The 22,249-nt window shown below is 71.5% G+C and carries 19 protein-coding genes and 2 pseudogenes; 13 read left to right on the top strand and 8 right to left on the bottom strand.

The window, feature by feature from the left end; translation table 11 throughout:
- Positions 1-16: 16 nt before the first annotated feature.
- On the bottom strand, positions 17-685 hold the full coding sequence (locus ACQPZW_RS09775) for a response regulator (RefSeq protein WP_433794501.1): 669 nt from the start codon (positions 683-685) through the stop codon (positions 17-19).
- Positions 682-1,821 carry a sensor histidine kinase gene (locus ACQPZW_RS09780; protein ID WP_433794502.1) on the bottom strand — a complete coding sequence of 380 codons (1,140 nt, stop codon included), beginning with the start codon at positions 1,819-1,821 and terminating at the stop codon, positions 682-684. Before ACQPZW_RS09780 ends, ACQPZW_RS09775 begins: the two co-directional genes overlap by 4 nt.
- Positions 1,822-1,997: 176 nt before the next feature.
- Here ACQPZW_RS09780 and ACQPZW_RS09785 point away from each other — a divergent pair, with 176 nt between their 5' ends.
- Genes ACQPZW_RS09785 through ACQPZW_RS09795 form a run of 3 tightly spaced genes read left to right on the top strand, consistent with a single transcriptional unit; the run spans position 1,998 to position 5,013 of the window.
- Complete coding sequence (locus ACQPZW_RS09785) at positions 1,998-2,762, top strand: polyphosphate polymerase domain-containing protein (protein WP_433794503.1); 765 nt, start codon at positions 1,998-2,000, stop codon at positions 2,760-2,762.
- Between the two features lie 2 nt (positions 2,763-2,764).
- Complete coding sequence (locus tag ACQPZW_RS09790) at positions 2,765-3,442, top strand: DUF4956 domain-containing protein (protein WP_433794504.1); 678 nt, start codon at positions 2,765-2,767, stop codon at positions 3,440-3,442.
- Positions 3,442-5,013, top strand: coding sequence for a CotH kinase family protein (locus ACQPZW_RS09795; RefSeq protein ID WP_433794505.1), 1,572 nt, complete (start codon positions 3,442-3,444; stop codon positions 5,011-5,013). The genes ACQPZW_RS09790 and ACQPZW_RS09795 overlap by 1 nt, the downstream gene beginning before the upstream one ends.
- A gap of 58 nt (positions 5,014-5,071) precedes the next feature.
- Here the strand turns inward: ACQPZW_RS09795 and ACQPZW_RS09800 are convergent, their stop codons facing one another.
- Together ACQPZW_RS09800 and ACQPZW_RS09805 are read right to left on the bottom strand one after the other, a co-directional pair.
- Positions 5,072-6,397, bottom strand: coding sequence for a DUF4832 domain-containing protein (locus ACQPZW_RS09800; RefSeq protein ID WP_433794506.1), 1,326 nt, complete (start codon positions 6,395-6,397; stop codon positions 5,072-5,074).
- Between the two features lie 43 nt (positions 6,398-6,440).
- The gene (locus ACQPZW_RS09805; protein WP_433794507.1) at positions 6,441-8,945 is read right to left on the bottom strand and encodes an HAD-IC family P-type ATPase; all 2,505 of its coding nucleotides are present in this window, start codon (positions 8,943-8,945) and stop codon (positions 6,441-6,443) included.
- A gap of 243 nt (positions 8,946-9,188) precedes the next feature.
- Here ACQPZW_RS09805 and ACQPZW_RS09810 point away from each other — a divergent pair, with 243 nt between their 5' ends.
- Together ACQPZW_RS09810 and ACQPZW_RS09815 are read left to right on the top strand one after the other, a co-directional pair.
- The gene (locus ACQPZW_RS09810; protein ID WP_433794508.1) at positions 9,189-10,169 is read left to right on the top strand and encodes a glycosyltransferase family 2 protein; all 981 of its coding nucleotides are present in this window, start codon (positions 9,189-9,191) and stop codon (positions 10,167-10,169) included.
- Positions 10,159-11,298 (top strand): glycosyltransferase, encoded by a 1,140-nt coding sequence (locus ACQPZW_RS09815; RefSeq protein WP_433794509.1) that lies wholly within the window; start codon positions 10,159-10,161, stop codon positions 11,296-11,298. Before ACQPZW_RS09810 ends, ACQPZW_RS09815 begins: the two co-directional genes overlap by 11 nt.
- A gap of 1,231 nt (positions 11,299-12,529) precedes the next feature.
- Here ACQPZW_RS09815 and ACQPZW_RS09820 read toward each other — a convergent pair.
- Genes ACQPZW_RS09820 through ACQPZW_RS09830 form a run of 3 tightly spaced genes read right to left on the bottom strand, consistent with a single transcriptional unit; the run spans position 12,530 to position 15,815 of the window.
- Entirely contained in the window at positions 12,530-14,134 is a 1,605-nt protein-coding gene (locus ACQPZW_RS09820; RefSeq protein ID WP_433794510.1) for a hypothetical protein, read from the bottom strand.
- The gene (locus tag ACQPZW_RS09825; RefSeq protein ID WP_433794511.1) at positions 14,131-14,946 is read right to left on the bottom strand and encodes a hypothetical protein; all 816 of its coding nucleotides are present in this window, start codon (positions 14,944-14,946) and stop codon (positions 14,131-14,133) included. The genes ACQPZW_RS09820 and ACQPZW_RS09825 overlap by 4 nt, the downstream gene beginning before the upstream one ends.
- A gap of 47 nt (positions 14,947-14,993) precedes the next feature.
- The gene (locus ACQPZW_RS09830; RefSeq protein WP_433794512.1) at positions 14,994-15,815 is read right to left on the bottom strand and encodes an SGNH/GDSL hydrolase family protein; all 822 of its coding nucleotides are present in this window, start codon (positions 15,813-15,815) and stop codon (positions 14,994-14,996) included.
- A gap of 71 nt (positions 15,816-15,886) precedes the next feature.
- On the opposite strand from ACQPZW_RS09830, the gene ACQPZW_RS09835 reads away from it, so the two are divergent.
- The 8 genes and pseudogenes from ACQPZW_RS09835 (at position 15,887) to ACQPZW_RS09870 (ending at position 21,819) form a co-directional block, all read left to right on the top strand.
- The gene (locus tag ACQPZW_RS09835; protein WP_433794513.1) at positions 15,887-16,213 is read left to right on the top strand and encodes a SelT/SelW/SelH family protein; all 327 of its coding nucleotides are present in this window, start codon (positions 15,887-15,889) and stop codon (positions 16,211-16,213) included.
- Positions 16,213-17,289, top strand: a complete 1,077-nt coding sequence (locus tag ACQPZW_RS09840; RefSeq protein ID WP_433797495.1) for a calcium:proton antiporter — start codon at positions 16,213-16,215, stop codon at positions 17,287-17,289. The genes ACQPZW_RS09835 and ACQPZW_RS09840 overlap by 1 nt, the downstream gene beginning before the upstream one ends.
- Before the next feature lie 50 nt (positions 17,290-17,339).
- Positions 17,340-18,038: a TIGR03943 family putative permease subunit gene (locus ACQPZW_RS09845; protein ID WP_433794515.1), complete on the top strand. Its 699-nt coding sequence runs from the start codon at positions 17,340-17,342 to the stop codon at positions 18,036-18,038.
- A complete protein-coding gene (locus ACQPZW_RS09850) occupies positions 18,035-19,084 on the top strand; it encodes a hypothetical protein (protein WP_433794516.1) in 1,050 nt (349 codons plus the stop codon). Before ACQPZW_RS09845 ends, ACQPZW_RS09850 begins: the two co-directional genes overlap by 4 nt.
- 53 nt (positions 19,085-19,137) lie before the next feature.
- Positions 19,138-20,301: an aminotransferase class V-fold PLP-dependent enzyme gene (locus ACQPZW_RS09855; RefSeq protein ID WP_433794517.1), complete on the top strand. Its 1,164-nt coding sequence runs from the start codon at positions 19,138-19,140 to the stop codon at positions 20,299-20,301.
- Positions 20,302-20,388: 87 nt separating this feature from the next.
- Positions 20,389-20,526 (top strand): annotated as a pseudogene (locus ACQPZW_RS09860) (Dyp-type peroxidase); the annotation flags it as partial.
- 5 nt (positions 20,527-20,531) lie between these two features.
- On the top strand, positions 20,532-21,098 hold the full coding sequence (locus ACQPZW_RS09865; protein WP_433797497.1) for a copper resistance CopC family protein: 567 nt from the start codon (positions 20,532-20,534) through the stop codon (positions 21,096-21,098).
- 11 nt (positions 21,099-21,109) lie between these two features.
- Positions 21,110-21,819, top strand: a pseudogene (locus tag ACQPZW_RS09870) (YcnI family copper-binding membrane protein).
- On the opposite strand, the gene ACQPZW_RS09875 reads toward ACQPZW_RS09870, so the two are convergent.
- On the bottom strand, positions 21,820-22,206 hold the full coding sequence (locus tag ACQPZW_RS09875) for an MmcQ/YjbR family DNA-binding protein (RefSeq protein WP_433794518.1): 387 nt from the start codon (positions 22,204-22,206) through the stop codon (positions 21,820-21,822). It lies immediately after the preceding pseudogene.
- Positions 22,207-22,249: the final 43 nt, after the last annotated feature.

The raw sequence follows: 22,249 nt of genomic DNA on the forward strand, positions 1-22,249 counted from the left end.
CGAGCCGGCCCGGGAGTCAGCCGCGGGACACGTTGACCAGGCCGCTCTGGTAAGCGGCCACCACGAGCTGGGCCCGGTCGCGTACGCCGAGCTTGGCCATCGCCCGGTTGACGTGCGTCTTGGCGGTGAGCGGCGACAGGAACAGCCGTTCGCCGATCTCGTCGTTGGTGTAGCCGTGCGCGACCAGCACCAGCACCTCGCGTTCCCGCTGGGTGAGGTCGTCGAGCGGGACCGCCGTGACGGCCGGGCCGGGGCCGGGCTGGCTCTGCAGGTGGTCGAGCAGCCCGCGGGTGGCGCGGGGGGAGAGCAGCGCGTCGCCGGCGGCCACCACCCGTACCGCGTGGATCAGCTCGTCGGCGCCGACGCCCTTGCCGAGGAATCCGCTGGCCCCGGCGCGCAGCGCGAGCATCACGTTGTCGTCGTTCTCGAACGTGGTGAGCACCAGGATCCGGACGCCGGCGAGGTCGTCGTCGGCGGCGATGCGGCGGGTCGCCTCGATGCCGTCCATGCCGGGCATCCGGATGTCCATGAGCACCACGTCGGCCCGTTGGGCGCGGGCCAGCTCGACGGCCTCGCGCCCGTCCATGGCCTCGCCGACGATCTCGATGTCCGGTTCGGAGTCCAGGATCATCCGGTATCCGGCGCGGATCAGCGCCTGGTCGTCGGCAAGCAGGACGCGAATCATGATTTGTCCTCAAAAGGTAGGGTGGCGCGCACGGTGAACCGGTCCGGTGTCCCGCGCACCTCCAGGGTTCCGTCCGCGGCGGTGGCGCGTTCCCGCATCCCGACGATGCCGTAACCCGATCCCGGGCTCTGCCCGCCTCTCGGGGGATTGCCGACGTCGATCCTCAGCGCACGCCCGGACCAGGCCAGGGACAGGTCGGCGGACCCGGTGCCGTGCTTGTGCGCGTTCGTCAGCGCCTCCTGCACGATCCGGTAGGCCGCCAGGTCGGTCACGGCCGGGAGCGCCCGTTCCACGCCGGTGGTGTCGACGGTGACCGTCAGCCCGGCTGCCGCGACCGTCTCCAGCAGCGCCGGCAGCCGGGACAGCCCCGGCGCGGGCTCGGTGCTCACCACCGGGTCGTCGGACTGCCGCAGCACCCCAACGATCGACGACAGCTCCTTGAGCACGTCGTCACCGGCGTGCCGGATCAGGTCGAGCGCCGGCCGCACCTGCTCGGGGCGCCGGTCGAGCAGGTGGCTGGCGGCGGCGGCCTGCACGCTGATCACCGCGATGTGGTGGGCGACCACGTCGTGCAACTCGCGGGCGATGCGCAGTCGCTCCTGGATGACCCGGCGCTGCGCCTCCTCCTCGCGGGTCTGCTCGGCCCGGCGGGCACGCTCCATGACCTCGGCCAGGTACGCCCGGCGGCTGCGCGTGGCGTCGCCGAACGCGGTGGCCATCCCGATGAAGAAGAGCGTCGGCAGGCTCTGCAGCGACACCGGGTTGGCATGCACGAAGGCGTTGCCCACGTAGACGGCGGCGCCGCACCCGGCGGCGAGCATCAAGGCGGTACGGCGGTCGGTGGTGGCCGCCACGGTGTACGCGACGAAGCCGCTGGCCAGCACGAGCAGGGGATGCCCGTGCTCGGTGGCGTTGTAGTGCCCGATCAGGCCGGCGGTGACGACGAGCAGCACCGCCCGCGGCCACCGGCGCCGTCCGGCGATCGCGAGGAACGCCAGGACCGCACTGAGGACGTCGGCGGTGGTGAGCGGTGGCGTCGGGACCCGGGCGGCGGCCATCTGGTGGAAGGCGAAGGCGCCGCCGGTCAGCACGGTGGCCAGCGCGAGGTCGGACGCGTGCGGGTGTCGGCTGATCATGGCCTGGTCAACGGTAGTGCCCGCCGTGGGGTGGGAGCGTCATCCAGCGGCGGTAGCGGACCGTACCGCCGCTGAAGTAATCACACCGGCGGCCACCTGGGGTTCATCTCGCGTTCCCATGGGATTCACAGGATTCATCGAGGTTGCTCTGTCCTGGGTATCCATAGATATGGGGCATGACGTCCCCGCACTCGTTCAACCGGTACGAGATCAAGTACCTGCTGCCCAGTGACCGGGTCCCGGACCTGCGCCGGGAGCTGGTCGCCCGGATGGATGCCGACAGCCACGGCACCGACCACGGCTACGGGGTGTGGAGCACCTACTACGACACCCGGGACCTGCGGTTCTACTGGGAGAAGATCGAGGGACTGAAGTTTCGCCGCAAACTTCGGATCCGCCACTACGGCGACCGCGACGACGTCGGCGACGACACGACCGTGCACGTCGAGATCAAGCAGCGGGTCAACCGGGTCACCCAGAAACGGCGGGCGGCGCTGCCGTACCACCTGGCACGCGATCTTTGCGACGGCCGCCGGATGGTCGACCATGAACCGGGACGGACCGCCTTCCTGGAGGAGGTCCTGGAGCTGGTCTCGGTGCTCGACCTGCGGCCGGTCGCGATGACCGGCTACCAGCGGGAGGCCTACGTCGGGCGGGACGCCGACGCGGGCCTGCGCGTCACTCTCGACCACCGGGTCCGCGGCCGGGACCGCGATTTCCACTTCGCCTCGACCGCTGCGAACCGGCTGATCGTGCCGGCCCGCCTGTCGGTGGTCGAGTTCAAGGCCGACGAGCGGGTGCCGTACTGGCTCACCGATCTGGCCGCCCGGATGAACCTGTCGATCGTGCGGGTCTCCAAGTACTGCCAGAGCGTGGAGGCCTTCGGCCGGGCTCCGCGTTCGATCTTCCACATCCCCGATACCGAAACCGTCGAGGTCTGACCATGCCCTTTGAAGTCCAGGACCTGTCCGGCACGTTCAGTGTCGGTGACATCGCCATCGCGCTGTCGCTGTCGTTCGTGCTCAGCGCGTTCATCGCCTGGGTCTACCGGTTCACCCATCGCAACGTGTCGTACTCCCAGTCGTACGTGCAGACGCTGGTCATCCTCGGCATGCTGATCGCGCTGATCATGCTGGTCGTCGGCTCCAACATCGCCCGGGCGTTCGCGCTGGTCGGCGCCCTGTCGGTGGTCCGGTTCCGCAACGCCATCAAGGAGACCCGCGACGTCGGGTTCATCTTCCTGGTGATGGGAGTCGGCATGGCCGCCGGCACCCGCTTCTACACCCTCGCCGTCGTCGCCGCCGTCGCGATCAGCCTGATCATCCTGGTGATGTTCCGGTTCAACTGGTTCGCGTCCAACGTGCAGCGGCAGGTCGTCAAGGTGCAGGTGCCGCCGGACGGCAACTACACCCAGAACATCCAGGACGTGCTGATCTCGCTGACCAGCGAGTTCGAGCTGATCAGCATCGAGTCGATCCGCGGTGGGGCGCTCACCGAGCTGATGTACACGGTCCGGTTGAAGAAGGGCACCGAGCCCGGCGAGCTGATCGGCAGGCTCGGCGAGCGGACCGGCGGCCAGCGGGTCACGGTCCTGACCGGGTACGACCAGACGGACCTCTAGTGAAGCGCCGGCTGGTCCACCGGATCCCGGTACGGGTCCGGCACTACTGGAAACTGCTCGCCACCTGCGCGGCGACGGTGTTGGCGTTCGCCGTGGTGTTCAGCACGGTCCGGGTCGCGCCGCTGGTCACCAGCGCCGGCGACGAGAACGGCGACGAGGTGACGGTGAACATCGCCGGCACCACGGACCTGTTCGACGCGACCACGGCGCACAGCCTGAAACTGACCTTCCACGACGACGACTACCAGCGGGTGCTCGACGCGTTCTGGAACGACGACGAGAAGGAGTACCTGGAGGCCGACCTGACCCTGGACGGAACGGTCATCCCGAGCGTCGGCATCCGGCTCAAGGGCAACTCGACGTTGCAGGGCGTCACCCGCAACGGCGAGTCCCGCCAGCGCGGCGGCTTCGGCGGGCGCGGCGCTCCCGCTCCCCAAGGCGCTCCTCAAGGCGCTCCCCAAGGTGCTCCCCAAGGTGCTCCTCAAGGTGCTCGTCAGGGCGGCCCCCAAGGCGGCGGGCGGGCCTCGCTGAAAGCCGAGGAGCCGGAGAGGCTGCCCTGGCTGATCCGCTTCGACGAGTTCGTCGAAGGCCGGCGCTACCAGGGACACCGCGAGATCGCGGTGCGGGTCGGCGGCATGGGCGGCGGCGCGGCGGTGCTCAACGAGGCGGTCTCGCTGAACGTCCTCGCGGCGGCCGGTGAGATCACGCAGAGGTACGCCTACACGAGCTTCACCGTCAACGACCGCCCCACCACCGCCCGGCTGATCGTCGAGCACCCCGACGACGAGTTCGCCGACACCGTCGCCACCGCCACCGGCCATCGGGGTGTGCTCTACAAGAGCCTGGCCGGCAGTCAGTTCACCGACCAGGGCGACGACCCGACGGCGTACGCCGACGACTTCAAGCAGGTCAACCTGAAGGGCAGCCAGGACCTCCAGCCGGTCATCGACCTGGTGCAGTGGGTGAACACGGCGAGCGACGCCGAGTTCGACGCCGGGCTGGCCGAGCACGTCGACGTCGAGTCGTTCGCCCGCTACGTCGCCACCCAGAACCTGCTGGTCAACTTCGACGACATGGCCGGCCCCGGCCGCAACTACTACCTCTGGTACGACCTGGACACCAAGAGGTTCTCGGTCGTCGGCTGGGACTACAACCTGACCCTGTCCGGCTCGGCCACCCAGGACCCGGTCCAGACGGTCGGTATGGGCGGCATGCGCGGCGGCGGGGGCTTCCAGCCGCCGGAGGGCATGGAGCTGCCCCCGATGCCGCAGGGTGGGCAGATGCCGCAGGGCGGGGCCGGCCGCGGTGGCTTCATGAGCGGCCACAAGCTCAAGGAGCGGTTCCTGGCCGGCGCCGCGTTCCAGGAGGTCTACCGGACGGCCTACCGGGAGCTGTTCAACAAGATCTACGGCAACGCCGCGGCGCTCAACACGATCACCGCGATCACGAAGGTCGTCGGCACGGTCGACGGCGCGGACACCGCGGCCGTCGCGAGCGAGGCCGAGAGCCTGACCACCCTGATCCGGGAGCGCACCCGGTTCCTGGCCACCCACCAGATCATCACCGGGTGACCAGTGGAGACTCCGGCCGGCTGTCCATGGCCCCCCATGACAGCCGGCCGGGCCCCCTTCAGCGGGTAACGACCAGGGAGACACCGAGGGAGTTGCGGCCGGTGGTCTCGTCCCACACCCCGCTGTTGGCGAACCGGATCGCGTAGGCGGGCGTCGTGGCGAGCCCAGGCACCGGGTCGGGCAGGCTCAGCGACATCGGATAGGTGCCGGGGACGGACGGGGCGTAGAAGGTGGCGTTCAGGATGACGGCCTTGCCCGGCGTCCAGGTGCGCAGGTCGGTGCGGATGCCGACGTTCACGTTGCGTACGCCGGTGGACAGGACCAGGCGCAGCGGGCGGTTCTGCAGCGGTGCGGCGTACCCGTCGTTGACCAGGATGATCTGCGCGGTCGTCCGCGCCCCGGGCCGGGCCGAGGCCGGCAGGGTGGCCTTGAGCAGCCGGAGCCGGTAACCGAGCCGGCGGGCCGCCTCGTCACGGCCGGCGCTGCCCCACGACTGGAGCACGCCCTCGTGGAACGACGGGTTCAGGTACGTCCAGTGGTAGGCGGCCATCTCGGCGTTCGCGTTCGCCCAGCCGGACCGCGCCGACGGAGCGCACGTCTCCCCGCCGACCAGCATCGACGAGCCCTGGGCGGCCAGCCACTCCCGGTCGTCGCCGGTGTAGGTGCCGTAGTCGTCGGTCCCGGCCAGGAAGCAGTCGTCGTGGATGCCGACCCGGGGCGTCTTCGGCGCCAGCCGCCGCTTGATCTGCGGCGTCCGCACCTGGATCGGCACGGACACCGGCGTCGCGGCGAGCAGCGCCGACAACACCTGCCGCCGGTCCTGCCAGTCGGTGCGGGTGAAGTTGCGCGTGGAATACCACTCGCCCCACCGGCCGATGAACCCCGCCTGCACGGCGGCGACCACGTCGGCGTTCTCGGTGATCACCTTCCCGAGCTGCGCGATGTGCCGTACGGTGCGGGCCGGTGTGGCGTCCTCGTCCGAGTCGTCGGTGTACGCGAACCGCGCCACCACCTTCACCCCGGCGCTGCGTGCGGCCGTGAGGTCGGCCCGGACCAGGTCCAGGTCGGCGCGGCTGATCGAGTCGGCGGCCCGGTACCTCTCCAGGTAGAAGATCCGGAAGACGAGGCTGTGCCCCTCCGTGACCCGTGCCGAGGCCAGCACGGCCGGATCCAGGGGCACGTGCCCCGACCCGTCGGCCCGCAGATGCGTCTCGGTGTAGGTGAAGAAGCCGCGCCCCGGGTTGGCGAACACCTCGGTCGACATCTGATAGAGGCGGATGACCGTGCCCGGCGGCGGCGGCGCCACGGCCGCATGGGCCACCCCGGGCAGCAGCACGACGAGGGCGGCGGCCGCGGTGCAGGCCCGGCCGAGAAAGGAGCGCATGGGCCGACAGTCGGCCCGCCCCGCCCGCACCTGAGAGAAATGATCAACGAGGTTGGTCGAGCCCGAGCAGCCGGTCGAAGAGCCGGTACCGGAAGACCACGGTCAACGTGACATACCAGAGGACCAGGGCCGGCAGGACCACGAAGAACACCGGCTTCGACGGGCCCATCAACCCGAAGTAGGTCCACAGCACCGGCACGCACAGGATCGCGCTGAACGTCACGCACAGGCCCAGCACCAGCATCGCCGGCCGCTTGTCGCCGGTCGGGGCGGTCCACGCCGCGAACGCCCGCGACCGCGGCGCGAGGAACAGGATCAGCAGGAACGACGCGAAGCAGAAGAACGTCGACAGGCCGGTCTGCGCCAGGATCGTCGCCGACGCCGTGGTGAAGTCGGCGTCCAGCCCGTACGTCAGGCCGGTGGTCTTCTCGAACTCGTGAACGATCCGCCCCGGCGTGCGGCCGGACCCGAAACCGTGCGACACCATGCTGTACAGCGCCGTGTAGATCGCCGTGCCGAAGGTGGCGGTCACCACCGACGCGGGCACCACGAACCGGACCAGGTTGCGCAGCATGTGCGGGTCCGGGCGGTCCCGGCCGGCCCAGAACGTCAGGAACACCGTCGGGATGCCGACCGTGAACATGGTCAGCCCCACCTGTGTCGGCGAGTACGGGAAGCCGAGCTGCAGCATCGCCACGGCCAGGATGACCAGGCCCTGACTGGCCACGCGCGCCAGGAAGACGTACAGCGAGATCCCGATGCCGTTGATGATCTTGCGGCCCTCGTGCTGGGCCGGCGGCAGTGCCGAGAAGTCGTCGTCGACCAGCACGATGTCGGCGACGTCACGGGTCACCGCGCTGCCGCTGCGCATCGCCACGCCGACGTGCGCCTGCTTGAGGGCGCGGGCGTCGTTCACCCCGTCGCCGATCATCGCGACGTAGCGGCCCTGCCGGCGCAGCGACCGGACGATGCGCTCCTTGTGCTCCGGCGCGACCCGGCCGAACACGCTGGTCCGGGCGACCAGCCGGTCCAGCGCCGGATCGTCGAGATCGTCGAGGGCCTGCCCCGGGACCGGCTCGGTGTGGTCGAGTCCGGCGCGGACCGCGATCGCCGCGACCGTCCGTGGGTCGTCGCCGGACAGCACCTTCAGGTCGACCCCGTCGTCGCGGAGGCGGGCCACCGTCTCGACGACGTCCTCCCGCAACTCGTCGGCGAGGACGGCCAGCGCCACCGGCACCAGCATCGGCAGGTCCGGCCGTCCCGCCGTGTCCCGCAGCCCCGCCTCGGGATCCTCGGTCCGGGCCAGCAACAGCACCCGCAGCCCGCGCCCGGCCCGCGTGGCCACCTCGGCGGCGTCGAACTGCTGCCGCAGCCGGCCGGCCAGCGCGTCCGGGGCGCCCAGCACCCACGTGGCGTCGGCGGTGACCATCCCCGACCAGCGCGCCGACGACGAGAACGGCACCTCGTCGCGGACCTCCCACACCGGCCCGCCCAGCGCCCCGCCGATCGCCAGCGCGGTCAGGTTGGGGGTGACGGCGTTGTGCGCGAGCCCGCCCAGCGCCTCCGCCGCGTCGTTGTACTGATGCTCGCCGAGCGGGACGATCTCCTCCAGCGTCAGCCGGCCGGTGGTCAGGGTGCCGGTCTTGTCGGTGCAGACCACGTCCACGTTGCTGACCGACTCGACGGCGTTGACCTGCTGCACCAGCGCCCCGCTGCGGGCGATCCGGACGGCGCCGGCCGTGTAGGCCAGGGCGATGAGAAAGAACAGGCCATAGGGTACGAGGCCGGACAGCACCGCGGTGATCTGGACGACCCGCAGCACGCTGAAGCCCTCGAGGGCCGCCTGCGCCAGGATGCACCCGCTCATCAGCGCGGTCAGCGCCATCACCAGCCGCACGATGAACTCGATGCTGCGCTGCAGCGGCGTCCGGTCGGTGGTGGACCGCCGCGCCTCCGCGGTCAGCCGGCCCGCGTAGCTGTGCATGCCCACGTCCCGGGCCAGCTGGTGCCCGTCCCCGGCCACACACAGGCTGCCCGAGCGCAGATCGTCGCCGGGATGCTTGACCACCGGGTCGGACTCGCCGGTCAGCAGCGACTCGTCGGCCTCCAGGCGCCCGCCGTCCAGCAGTGGGCCGTCCACCACGATCTGGTCGCCCGGCCGGACCCGCAGCACGTCGCCGCGTACCACCCGATCTGGGGCGACCTCCACCTCCCGGCCGTCGCGGACCACCAGCACCCCGGTCCGGTCCAGCAACTGCAGCCGGTCCAGCTTGTGCTTGGCGCGGATCTCCTGGGCCGCGCTGATCACCGCGTTGATCAGGCCCAGCCCGACACTGATCAGAGCGTCGCTGTACTGGCCGAGGCTCAGCAGGGCGGCGCCGATCACGAACAGGATCAGGTTGAAGAACGAGAAGACGTTCGTCCGCAGGATCTCGGCATAGCTGCGGGAGCCGCCCTGCACGGCGGTGTTCGCCTCGCCTCGCCGCTGCCGGGCGACCGCCTCCGCCTCGGTCAGGCCCTCCACCGGCGCCAGCGTCACCTGTTCCACCGGATTGAGACTAATCGCCCAAAAGCCGCTTCATCCGGTGTTCGGGCTCCTGGCCTGGCGCGCACCCGCCGGTTCCGTGCGCGCAACCCTTCGTTAGGCATTTGTGTGCCGCCCGTCACCATGTTGCTCGTCTGGGCGGTGTCCGGCATTAACGGCCCCGCCGCCCGCCGCTCATAGCTTCGAGTCGATCACGCCCGGCCGCGCTCGCTCGTTCCAGCAGCGCCCCTGCCCAAGCGAGTCGACATGTCAGCACACCCGGACGTCAGCGTCGTCATCCCCACGTGCAACCGCCCGGACCTGGCCGTCCGCGCCGTCCGCAGCGCCCTCGCACAGACGCACCGCGACCTCGAGGTGATCGTCGTGGTCGACGGTCCCGACGCCGACACCACCGCCGCTCTCGGCACCGTCGGCGACGACCGGCTGCGCGTCGTCGTCCTGCCCGAACGCGGCCGCGCCCCGCACGCCCGCAACGTCGGCGCCGCCGAGTCCCGCGGCCGGTTCGTGGCCCTGCTCGACGACGACGACGAATGGCTGCCCCACAAGATCGAGACCCAGCTGGCGCTGGCCGCCGGAACCACCGCCACCCACCCGATCGTCGCCACCCGGCTGATCAACCGGACGCCCCGCGCCGACTCCGTCATGCCGCGCCGCCTGCCCGCCCCCGGGGAGCCGCTCAGCGAGTACTTCACCGTCCGGCGCGGCCTGTTCTACGGCGACGGCTTCATCCAGACGTCCACCATCATGGCCCCCACCGACCTGCTGCGCCGGGTGCCGTTCACCGTCGGCCTGCGCCGCCAGCAGGAGCTCGACTGGGCGCTGCGGGCCATCCGCGAGGACGGCGTGGAACTGCTCTACGCCGAGGAGCCGCTCGTCCTCTGGCACCAGGACGAGGACCGCGAACGGATCAGCCTGCAGAACCCGTACAGCGAACAGCTCGAATGGCTGCGCGACAACCGGCACCTGTTCACCCCGCGGGCGTACGCCGCCTTCACCCTCAGCGTGATGAGCTCGATGGCCGCCCCCGGCCGCGAGAGCCGCCACTTCCGCGAGCTCCTCACCGAAGCCCGCCGGCACGGCCGCCCCGGCGCCCTCGACTACCTCACCCACCTGCAGATCTGGGCCCTGCCGCCGGCCGTACGCGCACGCCTGCGCGACCTGGTCGTCGGCCGTCGCTCCACCACCGAGACCCCCGCCGCCACCCCCGAGCCGGTCGATGTCGCCTGACCTCGCCGAGCGCCGGCGGGTGGCGATCTGGCGCAGCGCGATGCTGCTCGGCTCGGAGACCTTCATCCGCGCCCAGGGCGACGCCCTGACCGGCTGGACCCCGACCTACGTGGGCGCCACCCGGATCGACTCGGCGCTGACCCGCCCCGACGACGTCATCGCCTTCCCGGACGGCCCCGCCGGGCGCCGCGAGTTCCTCGGCCTGCGACTCGGCGGCACGTCCCCGCGACTGCGGGCCGTTCTCGCCCGGGTCCGCCCGGAACTCGTCCACGCCCACTTCGGCGGCGACGGCTGGCTGGTGAGCCGCAGCACCCAGCAGCTCGGCATCCCGCTGATCGTCACCGTTCACGGCCACGACGTCACCCGGCAGCCGCAGAGCCCCGGCCTGCACGGTCTGCGCTACCGCCGCAACCTGCGCGCCGTCTTCGACCGGGCCGCCCTTGTCATCGCCGTCTCCGAGGTGATCCGCGACCGGGCCGCAGCCTGCGGCGCCGACCCCGCGAAGATCCGCGTCCACTACACCGGAGTCGCCGTACCCCCGGCCGTCCCGATCGTCCCGAAACGCTGGGACATCGCCTTCGTCGGCCGCCTCGTCGCCAAGAAGGGCGTCGACGACCTGCTCACCGCCCTGTCCCGGCTGGACAGCCCCCGCCCGCGCGCCGTGCTCATCGGCGACGGCCCGCTACTGGCCGACATGCGGGCCCTCGCCGAACGTCTCGGCGTCGACGCCACCTTCGTCGGAAGCCAGCCGCCCGAATCGGTCCAACGTCACCTGGCCGAGTCCCGGATGCTCGCCGCCCCGTCGAAGACCGCCCCCGACGGCGACACCGAAGGCCTGCCCACCACCATCCTGGAAGCCGCCGCCCTGGGCCTGCCGGTCGTCGCGACCCACCACAGCGGAATCCCCGAAGCGGTCCTCGACGGCCGTACCGGCCTGCTCACCCCCGAAGCCGACCCGTCCGCCCTGGCCGCCTCGGTGACCCGCCTGCTCGGCGACGCCGACATGCGTCGCCGGATGGGCGCCCAGGCCCGTGACCACATCACCGCCCACTTCGACCTGCAGATCCAGACGCGCCGCCTGGAGTCCCTCTACGACGAGGCCGTAGCCACCACTCCCGCCCGTCGCTAGAGCGCTCGTGGCGTCCAGGGGTGCGCCGGCGTCGGCCAGCCGTAGCTCAGCCCGGTCGAGAGATCGCCGGACGCGGGTCACGCCGGGTTCGAGGATCCGGTCACCGCACGTTCCCCGGCCCAGCCCCTCAGGCGACGACAGGCGCACACGAAGCGACGACCCGCGCACACGAACCCCGATCGTGCGACCACATCCACCCCCCTGCGACGACCCGCACACACGAAACCCCGGTCGTGCGACCACATCCACGCCTCTGCGACGACTCGCGCACACGAATACCGATCGTGCGACCACATCCACGCCCCTACGACGACCGGCGCGCACGAAAGCCCGGTCGTGGGCTTTCATCACCGCCAGGACGACGACTCGCGCACACGAACACCGATCGTGCGACCACATCCACGTCCCTGCGACGACCGGCGCACACGAAAGCCCGGTCGTGGGCTTTCATCACCGCCAGGACGACGACCAGCGCACACGCAACCGTTACGTGTGCGCCCACCCACGCGCGCGACCAAGGGCCGGGCCCACCCACGCGTGTGATCACGGGCCTGCCCACGCGTGTGACCACGGGCCCACCCGCGCGTGTGATTACGGGCCGCGACCCCCCCGCGACCACGGAGAAAGATCAACCAAAGGCGTCGAGGATCTTGGGCACTTCTGAGCCGGAATCCCCGACGCCGGTGACCCCAGAGACGGACCCCTCGCTAGCCGTAGAACCGTGATCCGAAAGGGCTATGGTCCGGGGTCTGCGCCTCCAACTCCGCCTCTGCGCCCGGCGCTGCCTTTCTTGCGGCGCTGCCTCACGTACGGAGGCGAGTGGGGTGGTGCGTGGGCCCGGCGCTGGGTGTGTTGATCGCTTTGTGGGACCGGGTGGTGCGTGGCTCGTCGTCTTGCGGGGGCGGCAGTGTGTGGGGCCGGATCCGGCATCGGGCGGCGACGATCGGCTCTCGGGGAGGGCGGGCGCGGGCTGGACCAGACCGGGCGGAGGGTGCTCGGGGCGATCTTGTGTGGCCGCTGCCCACAAGATCGGCGGACCCGGCGGACCCGGCGGACCCGGGACCCGGCGGACCCAGCGGACCCGGGACCCGGCGGACCCAGCGGACCGGGACCCGGCGGACCCGAGGACCCGCCGGATCCGGCGGACCGGGGGGACCCGCCGGACCCGGGGGACCGCCGGACCCGGGGGGACCGCCGGACCCGGGGGACCTGGCGGAGGCGGCGTAGGTGGCTAGCGGAAGCGGCGCAGGGCGGAGGTGGCCAGGCGTTTGCCGCGGCGGACTCCGCCCAGCACGGCTGTTGCGGCTCGGCCTCCCGCCGTCGCCTTCAGGACTGTGATGATCTTGTGGGCTCGTGACAGGTCCGACTGGAGAGTTGCGGTCCTCTGCTCGTACCACGTCAATTGGGTCTGCGCCTCGGCCAACCGCTGTGCCAGACGGTCGTGGGCGGCGGTGAGCTCCCGCAACGTCGTCGGGGTCGGCCGGGCCGCCGGAGGCGTGCTGTCAGGGTGGCCGGACATGGCGGCCAGCAGTTCCGCCGTGCCTTCGGCGGGCCACAGATGGGCCAGGCCCTCGTCCTGAAGTGCCGCGGCAAGCCGATGCAACGGCAACGTCCCGTCGGCGGCGGATGCCGAGGGGGTGCCGGGCGGCGAGGGGGTGCCGGACGCCGAGGGGGCGCCGGACGGCGAATGGGTGCCGGGCGCCGAGGGGGTGCCGGGCGCCGAGGGGGTGCCGGACGGCGAAAGGGTGCTGGATGGCGCGGGGGAGTTCGGCGCGGGGGAGTCGGGTGGGGGCGCGAGCGGGTGGAGGGCTCCGTCGGGGGTCAGCAGGAGGGCGTCGGCCGGGATGGTGGCGTGTGGGCCGGACTGCCAGGTGGTCAGGAGGGATCGGAATTCCGGCTGGTCGCCGATGCGGGCCGCGGCCAGTAGGGCGTCATGGAGGCACGCACCGGCGGGGATCGGGCCGGAGGCGGCGCTGAGGGTCCAGCCCGCGGACGTGCGGACCAGCTGACCGTCGGTGAGGAAGCCGTCCGGCAGGGGTGACGGATGGTGACCGGGATAGGCGGCGGCGACGATCCACGCGGGCGCCAGGGCGGTGGCCAGTCCTTGGCGGAGCAGGTCGGCGGCGAGCGGGCGGGGGTCGGCGATCAGCGGGCCGCCGGGCAGTCCGGCGCGGCGCAGCGCCGACGTCAGGTAGCCGTGCAGGGCGGGTTCGCTGAGGGCATCCTCGTTGACCAGCACCGTGGGTGACTGCGGGGACGGGTACGCCGACCAGTCGCGCAGCACGTCGAGCCCGGCGGACCGCAGGTGGGCGCGCAACGGCTCGAGGCCGGCGGGGCGGGTCGGGTCGACGGCCGGGTAGCCCGACCACTGAGCGTCGTCGGGTACGCCGGCGCCGGCGTAGAGGCGGTGCAGCCCGACCGGGTTGGCCAGCGACAGCAGCAGCCGTCCACCGGGGCGCAGCACGGCGAGCAGTTGGGCGACGGCGGCCGCCCACGGCAGGTCGGCGGTCTCGGTGGAGCCGGTACGGTCCAGCCCGTCCAGCGCCACGACGGTGTCGTACGCCGGAACGGCCGCCAGTTTCTCCAGGCTCCCGCAGCAGACCTGCACCCCGGACCGGCCGGCCCAGCGGGAGGCGAGCGCGTTCGCGTCGGGCACCCCGCGCACCAGCACGGTCACGTGCCGGGCCGGGATCGCGTCGACGAGCCCGGGATCGTGCGGCCCGACGACGAGCACGTGCCCGTGCGCCGTCGCGACGAGCTCCCGCAGCAGCGCGCCGCGGGCGGGGGAGTGGTCGGACCAGTGCGGCATCTCGCCGCCGAGCAGAAGCGGGGTCATGCCGTCGTCCAGTGGAAGAGGTGCCGAAGCTCGGCAGGGGACAGGAGGCGGTCGGCGCCGAGCTCGTCGACGGCGATGGTGCGTGCGGTGGCCGTGTCGATTGTCGGCCCGTGCAGGTCGGCCCACTGCCGGCGGATCCGGGAGCGGCCGCCGAACAGGTCCTGCTCGCCCTGCAGCTGCATCGGGTCGCCGTAGACGGCCGGCTCGCACCCGGCGAGGATGCCGTAGAAGACGGCGCTGCACAGCCGGTTCGAGGCGATCCGCCGGTGCCGGCGCTGCTCGGCGAGCTGCCGGCCGAGGAATCCGGGGTCGAGGTCCTTCCACCAGCCACCCCGGTAGCCGTGGCAGATGACTCGGAACCCGGCCTGCTCGTAGCGTCGGCGGACCCGGGCGGTGCGGTACTCCTGCCAGTAGAGGCAGACGGTGACCGGCCCGGTCTCGGTGTCGCGGATCTCGGCGATCAGCCGGTCGTGGTCGCCCTCGACGTGCTGGCCCTCCCAGCCGTGGAACGGGTACCAGATGGTCCCCTCACGCTCCTCGTCGGCGGGCGTGGGCTCCATGGCGGTCAGGTACGCCCACGGCGCCCCCACCACGTGCACCTGTCTCCGGCCCATCGACCAGGCCCGGCGCCGGGTTCGCTCGCTCCAGACGAACGTCGGGACGCCGGGGACGAACTCGTGGTCGGGGGCGAGGCCGTCACCGATGTTCCACCCGTGCTGCAGGTAGCCGTGGATCCGGGGCGGATCGGCCTCGAACCCGCAGTAGCGGGCGAGCACGAAGGAGTGCCCGTAGTAGTGGTTGGCGTGGTGCACGCCCCATCCCAGCGTGAGAAGGCGTACACCACGCAAACACCAGGGAATCAGCCGGTGACGGCGAACAGGGCTTCGGCGTACGCCTTGTGGCCCTCCGGGGTCGGGTGGTACGCCTCGGACAGGTTCTGGGTCACACCGTGGATCCACGGCTCCTTGGTGCACGCCTCGTGACCGTCGAACGCCTTGCGTACGTCGACGAAGGTGAAGCCCGCCGCGGTGGCCCGCCCCTGGATCAGCTCGACCAGCGAGTCGGCGCCGTCGTTGAGGGCCTTGCGCCGCGCGTCGGTCAGCGCCTCGCACGACACCCCGGTGGAACCCGGAGCGGCGACCAGATGCGGGTACCCGAGGACATACACCTTCGCGTTCGGCGCCCGGTCACGGATCACCTTGTAGAGCGAGTCGAGCTCGGCCGGCAGCGCGCTCTCGGCGGAGGTGATCGCGGTGGTGACCGAGGTCTCACAGGTCTCGTCGGTGCCGAGGATGCACGCCTGCAGCGACTTGGACCAGCCCGCGTCGTTGCCGCCGACCGTCAGCGTCACCCAGCCGGTGTTCGCGCCGAGGGCGGTGAGCTGCTTGAACCGCACGTCGTTGATCCGCGCGCCGGCGCAGGTCGCGTCGGTGATGGTGCCGAACGCGGCGACCGTGCGCAGGGTGGCCCACAGGTGCGGGTAGCCGCCGTCCTTGCTCTGCACGCACTCCTTGTCGTCGCCGTAGTTCCCGGCGCCCAGCCCGGCCGCGTACGAGTCACCGAGCGCCACGAAGTCACGGGCTTCCCCGGTTTTCGTGGCGGCCTCCTCGGCGCCACTGCAGGCGGTCAGGGCGGCCAGCGCCACCGCGGTGGTCGCGACCGAGATCCAGCGTCGCTTCAAAGCAACTCCTTAACGAAAGACAGAACCCGTGAATAATGCATGACGCCCGCTGTCCGGCATACTGCTGACCTGTGACATCTCGCGAGCCCCGCCTGGAGATCGAGTACTGCACGCAGTGCCGCTGGTTGATGCGAGCGGCCTGGACGGCGCAGGAGCTGCTCACCACGTTCACCACCGACCTGGGCGAGGTGGCGCTGGTCCCGGGCGTCGGCGGCGTCTTCGAGGTGCGGCTCGGCGCGGAGACCCTGTGGTCGCGCAAGGCCGAGGGCGGCTTCCCCGAGCTGACGCACCTCAAGCGGCTGGTCCGTGACCGGGTCGCTCCGGGGCGCTCGCTCGGGCACAGCGACGGTCACAAGTCCGGCGGGACCGATGGCGGTAGGGCAGAGTCGGACGGGTGATGTCCCGCTGGACGTTGTACGTCCCTCTGCTGGCCCTGTTCGCGCTCGTTCTGACCTTCGGCCGTGACCTGCCGTCGGCGGTCGTGGCCGTGGTGTCGCTGCTGCTGGCCGGCGCGGTCCTGGCCGCCGTGCACCACGCCGAGGTGGTGGCGCACCGGGTCGGGGAGCCGTACGGCTCGCTGATCCTGGCCGTGGCCGTGACGATCATCGAGGTGGCGCTGATCGTCACGCTGATGGTCAGCGGCGGCGAGAAGGCGCAGTCACTGGCCCGGGACACCGTCTTCGCCGCCGTGATGATCACCTGCAACGGCATCCTCGGCATCTCCCTGCTGGTGGGGGCGCTGCGCCGGCGGGTCGCGGTGTTCAACCCGGAGGGCACCGGTTCCGCGTTCGCCACGGTCACCGCGATCGCCACGCTGAGCCTGGTGCTGCCCACGTTCACGACGAGCAGCCCCGGCCCCCAGTTCACGGCGGCGCAACTGGCCTTCGCCGCGGTCGTCTCGCTCGGCCTGTACCTGCTCTTCGTGGCCGTGCAGACCCGGCGGCACCGGGCCGACTACATGCCGATCACCACGGCCGGTGAGGTCATCGAGGCCGAGGAGCACGAGGACCCGCCGGCGAGCCGGGCCGCGCTGCAGAGTCTGGGCCTGCTCCTGGTCGCCCTGGTGGCGGTGGTCGGGCTGGCCAAGGGCGTCTCGCCGACGATCGAATCGGTGGTCGCGTCGGCCGGTCTGCCACAGTCCGTGGTCGGGGTGGTGATCGCGCTGCTGGTGCTGCTGCCGGAGACCATCGCCGCGGTCCGCGCCGCCGCCCGCGACCGCATGCAGACCAGCCTCAACCTGGCTCTCGGCTCCGCGATGGCGAGCATCGGCCTGACGATTCCCGCTATCAGCATCGCCATGATCTGGCTGGACGGGCCGCTGCTGCTCGGGCTCGGGGGCACCCAGATGGTCCTTCTGGTGCTGACCGTCGCGGTGGGCACGCTGACCGTGGTGCCGGGCCGCGCCAACGTCCTGCAGGGTGGTCTGCACTTGAGCCTCATGGCGGTGTTCCTGTTCCTGGCGGCGAGCCCGTGATCCACGGCGGACGGTAGATTGCAGCCGATGACGAGGGAACGGGCGCCGCGGTGAACCGGCAGGCACAGGCGGTGGTGCTGTTCCTGTTCGGCGGCGCGATCCTGAAGGCGTCGCTCACCGATCTCTACCTGCGGTATGTGCAGGAGGCGTTGCGGCCGTTCCTGATCGCCTCCGGCGCGCTGCTGGTGATCGCCGCCGCCTCGACCCTGTGGTATGACCTGCGCGGCCGCGGGGCGACGGAGGAGGACCACCACCATCACGAGCCGCGGGTCGGCTGGCTGCTCATCCTCCCGGTGCTGGGCCTGCTCCTGATCGCGCCGCCGGCGCTCGGGTCCTACACGGCCGAGCAGACCGGGACGGTGCAGGTCAACGCCGAGAGCGACTACGCGCCGCTGCCCGACGGCGACCCCGCGCCGGTGAGCCTGATCGACTACGTCTCCCGGTCGGTCTTCGACGAGGGCCGCAGCCTCGCCGGGCGCCGCCTGCAACTGACCGGGTTCGTGGCCACCGGCGACGACGGCGAGCCGATGCTGGCCCGGATCGTGGTGAGCTGCTGCGCCGCCGACGGCCGCCCGATCAAGGTCGGCCTCGCCGGCTCGCCGGTGGACGTGCCGGCCGGCACGTGGCTGCAGGTCACCGGCCGGTACACCGATCAGCGTGGCAAGGATCCCGTCAACCAGGCCGACATCGCGTTCCTCCAGGTGGAGCAGTGGCAGCCGGTCAGCCCACCGAAGCAGCAGTACGAGTGAGCGCCCGCGCCAAAGTCTCCCTGGGTGTGGCCCTGCTCGCGGCGTGCGCCCTGCTCGCCGGCGGCCTGCCCGAGCAGCCGGCCGCCCCGGTCGCGACGGCGTCCCGGCTCACGGCCGAGCAGGAGTGGCCGAAAGCGGCCCGTGCCGACCTGCGTGACCTGACCGTCGAGCCGCTGCTGTTCCTGGACGCGACGACCGCGGTCGGCCAGGTGACCGACGGCGACTTCGTACGGCTGCTCGTGGAGAAGGAGGGCATCGCCCGGGAGTTGCGGCGGCTGCCGGCCGCCGACGATCCGCGGTTCGAGGCGATGACCGTCGCCGGTGACGAGCTGATCTGGGCCGAGTCGTCGGGCAGCCGGCCGGTCGAGATCCGGGCCGTGCGCCGCGACGGCGGGGACGCCCGCCTGCTGACCGCCGACACCGGCAACACGCTCTTCTACGGCAACCAGTACGACCTGGTGGTGGACGGCGGCCGGGTGCACTGGGTGGCCGGCGAGGGCGACGCCACCACCCAGATCCGGTCGGTGGCGCTGACCGGCGGCAAGGTGGACGTCCGGGAGGAGAAGGGCCGCTGGTCGCTGACGGCGTGGCCGTGGCTCACCGACGACACCGGCGCCCAGTCCGGCCAGGTCCGGATGCGTGAGATGACGACCGGCCGGGAGGTACGGGTGCCGTTCTCCGGCGCGGAGTGGGGGATGTGCGCCCCCACCTGGTGCCGGGTGATGGTGATGAACGGCGAGGGCCTGGCCCGGATCGACGTGATGCGCCCGGACGGCTCGGACCGGCGACGGGTGGCCGGGCCGGGCACGCAGGCCGCGGTCAGCGACGTGGCGGTGCTCGACAGGTTCGAGATCCTCTCCGAGCCGGGCGCCGACTTCGACCTCACCGGCACGGCCGGGCTCGTCGTCCACGACCTGGCCTCCGGGCGTACCGTGACGCTCTCCGCCGCCGCCGATCTGGCCGCCACCAAGGACGGTGTGCTGTGGTGGTCGACCGGCACGCAGGAGGCGGCCGTCTGGCACACCCTGGACCTACGGACGATCTGACCCACCGTGGTCGATCCTTTGCGGAGAGTGCCAAACGCGGTTACGTTGGGCGGGTGACCGTCCTCGACGATCTCGCCGGCTGGCAGCGGGGCCTGCGTGCCCAATTCCCGATGATCGTCGACAACCCCGACGTGGCGTACCTCGACTCGGCCGCCACCTCGCAGAAGCCACAGGCGGTCCTCGACGACGTCATCACCTATCTGACCACCGGCAACGCCAACGCCGCCCGGGGCACCTATCCGTGGGCCAACCACACCACGGCCCGCATCGAGCAGGCCCGGGACCGACTGCGCAGGTTCCTGCGCGACCCCGACCCGGAGCGCTCCACCGTCCAGTTCGTCAGCGGCGCGACCGAGGGCCTGCGCGCCGTCGCCCGGGACTGGCTGGTCCCGCAGCTGCGCGACGGCGACGAGATCCTGGTCCCGTTCGCCGACCACAACGCCAACACGCTGCCCTGGGTGGAGGCGGCCGCCCTGGCCGGGGTCGCGGTGCGGGCCATCCCGTACGACACCGCACACGACTACGACCACCGGCGCCTCACCGTCGGGCCCCGGACCAGGTTGATCGCCGCCACCCACGTGCACCACGTCTACGGCGGCGACATGAACGTGCAGCGGCTGCGCACCCTGGCGCCCGGTGTGCCGATCTGCCTCGACGCCGCCCAGAGCTTCGGCCACATCCCGATCGACCTGTCCACCCTGGATGTGGACTTCGTCGTCTTCTCCGGCCACAAGGCGATGGCCCTGCCCGGCACCGGGGCCGTCTGGTCGCGTAACGCCCGGGGCCCCGCCTACCACCCGGCGGGCTGGATCGGGTCGCCCAACACCAGCGGCATCGTCAGCCTGGCCGCCGCCATGCGCTGGCTCGACGAGGCCGGCATCGACCGGATCGCCGAGTGGAACCGCGCGCTCGGCGTCCGCCTGACCGAGGGCCTGTCGAAGATGCCCGCCTACGAGATCCTCGGCTGTCAGCGAAGCCTCACCGCCGACTCGCTCGTCCAGCAGCGTCACGGGATCGTCGCGTTCCGCCACCACGCCATCGGCTCCAACGACCTGGGCTTCATCCTGGCAGCCGACGGCCTCCTGGTTCGCGCGGACGACCACTGCCAGGGCGCCCAGGGGGAGAAGACCGCCTCGGTCCGGGTCTCGGTGCACGTCTACAACACCCCTGACGAGATCGACCGCCTCCTCGAGGTGCTCGCCACGCTCGACCACTGATCTCGTGGGAACGGCCGGGAACTATGTTCCGGTGGCGGGCGACTAACGGGCGTCGCCGAGCCTGAGGAAGATGATGCCGACCAGTACCGTTTCCTCCCCATCCCACGGCGTCTTGCCGAGAAGGACCTGTTGAGCGAATGGACACCACCGATCGGATCCGCGGTCTTCGCCGTTCCACCGGGCCGCGCCGGGGACGGCCGGACCGGCGGGAGGGCGCTCGCCTGAGCAGGATGCTGCCGGCCCTGGCGGCTCTGCTGGCCGTGCTGCTGCCGGGCGTTCCCGCGTGGGCGCACAACGCGCTGGCCGAGGCGAACCCGGCGAAGAACGCGACGCTGAAGAAGTCGCCGGCCGAGGTGAAGCTGCGGTTCCTGCAGAAACTGAAGCCCGACTACACCACCATCACGGTCAGTGACGCCGCCAAGGCGAAGGTGGAGACCTCCGCGCCGAAGGTGGACGGGGCGACCGGGGTGGTCAGCCTCGTCGCGCCGCTGGCCAACGGCGTCTACACGGTCGCCTACCAGGTCGTCTCCACGGACGGGCACACCGTGAAGGGCTCGTACCGCTTCACCGTGGACGACCCGTCGGCCGCCTCGTCCTCGCCGGTGCCGGTGCCGTCGCCGTCGGAAGCGGCCCCGACCCCGGCCGCCGCCACCTCGCCGACTCCGGCGACCGCGGTGGAAACGGTGAAAAAGTCCGAAGAGTCATCGAATTCTACGTTGTATGGTCTCATCGCCGGTGTGGTGGTTCTCCTGGCCGCCGGCGCCGCTTTCCTGTTCATCCGTCGCCGCAAGGCGTGAAGGGGTCCCCCATGAAGCAGACCGTGCTGCGGCGCGCCGCCACCGTCACCGCCGTCGCCGCCACGTTCGTGCTCGCGCTGGCCGGTCCGGCGGCCGCGCACGTGACCGTCAACCCGGGCACCGCTACCCAGGGCGGTTACACCAAGGTGTCGTTCCGGGTGCCCAACGAGAGCGACAGCGAGTCGACCACCAAGCTGGAGGTCAACCTGCCGGCCGAGAGCCCGATCGGGTCGGTGTCGGTCAAGCCGGTGCCGGGCTGGACGGCGGTCGCCGAGAAGTCGAAGCTGGCCACCCCGGTCAAGGTCCACGACAGCGAGATCACCGAGGCGGTCACCAAGATCACCTGGACCGCGGCGGCCGGCTCGGAGATCAAGCCGGGCACCTTCCAGGAGTTCGACGTGTCGCTCGGGCCGCTGCCGGCGGTCGACCAGATCGTCTTCAAGGCGCTCCAGACGTACTCCGACGGCGCCGTGGTCCGCTGGATCGACGAGCCGGCCTCCGACGGCACCGAGCCGGAGAGCCCGGCGCCGGTCCTGAAGCTCGCCGCCGCCTCGGCCGCCGCCCCGTCCGCGGCCGCCCCGCCCCGGCCGCCGAGGCCGCCGCCGAGGAGAGCGACAGCGGCAACGGCTCGGCCTGGGGCATCGCCGGCCTGGTCGCCGGACTGGCAGGCCTGGTCCTGGGCCTGCTCGCCTACCGCAAGGCGGCTACCCCGAGCGTCTGATCACCGCGATTCGTTGTCGAGGCCGGCCGTGAGGCCGGCCTCGATGTCGTCCGGGGCCCGCATCCGCCAGGCGTCGGTGATCAGCTCACTCAGCCGTACGGGTGAGACCTTCTCGAGTCGCAACATCACCAGGGGCAACCCGTCGTAGCCGGGTGTGGTGAAGAACATGTCGGGCTCGCCGAGCAGCAGAGCCTGCTTCTCTGCTTCGTCGCCGACGAACAGAACCGCCACATCCGTACGGATCACGCGCGGTTTTCCCGGTAGACGTTCCGGATATGACCAGACGAATCCCTTACCGCACACCCGGAAGTCGAAGCCGTCGCTGTCGATCTCCTCGGCCTCGGGCAGGGCGAGGGCGACCCGGCGCACGTCATCAGCGTCACTCACGGTGGTCATTCTGCAACATGCCTGTCAGGGGCCGTAGCAATTG

Origin of the sequence: Actinoplanes sp. CA-252034, assembly GCF_050956125.1 — a bacterium.
Lineage (GTDB): Bacteria > Actinomycetota > Actinomycetes > Mycobacteriales > Micromonosporaceae > Actinoplanes.

Excerpts from the sequence above, each read along its gene's own strand:
- ACQPZW_RS09815 (WP_433794509.1), top strand. The coding sequence starts at position 10,159 with ATGTCGCCTGACCTCGCCGAGCGCCGGCGGGTGGCGATCTGGCGCAGC.
- ACQPZW_RS09810 (WP_433794508.1), top strand. The coding sequence starts at position 9,189 with ATGTCAGCACACCCGGACGTCAGCGTCGTCATCCCCACGTGCAACCGC.
- ACQPZW_RS09840 (WP_433797495.1), top strand. The coding sequence starts at position 16,213 with ATGTCCCGCTGGACGTTGTACGTCCCTCTGCTGGCCCTGTTCGCGCTC.
- ACQPZW_RS09780 (WP_433794502.1), bottom strand. The coding sequence starts at position 1,821 with ATGATCAGCCGACACCCGCACGCGTCCGACCTCGCGCTGGCCACCGTG.
- ACQPZW_RS09800 (WP_433794506.1), bottom strand. The coding sequence starts at position 6,397 with ATGCGCTCCTTTCTCGGCCGGGCCTGCACCGCGGCCGCCGCCCTCGTC.
- ACQPZW_RS09785 (WP_433794503.1), top strand. The coding sequence starts at position 1,998 with ATGACGTCCCCGCACTCGTTCAACCGGTACGAGATCAAGTACCTGCTG.
- ACQPZW_RS09790 (WP_433794504.1), top strand. The coding sequence starts at position 2,765 with ATGCCCTTTGAAGTCCAGGACCTGTCCGGCACGTTCAGTGTCGGTGAC.
- ACQPZW_RS09775 (WP_433794501.1), bottom strand. The coding sequence starts at position 685 with ATGATTCGCGTCCTGCTTGCCGACGACCAGGCGCTGATCCGCGCCGGA.
- ACQPZW_RS09820 (WP_433794510.1), bottom strand. The coding sequence starts at position 14,134 with ATGACCCCGCTTCTGCTCGGCGGCGAGATGCCGCACTGGTCCGACCAC.
- ACQPZW_RS09865 (WP_433797497.1), top strand. The coding sequence starts at position 20,532 with ATGCTGCCGGCCCTGGCGGCTCTGCTGGCCGTGCTGCTGCCGGGCGTT.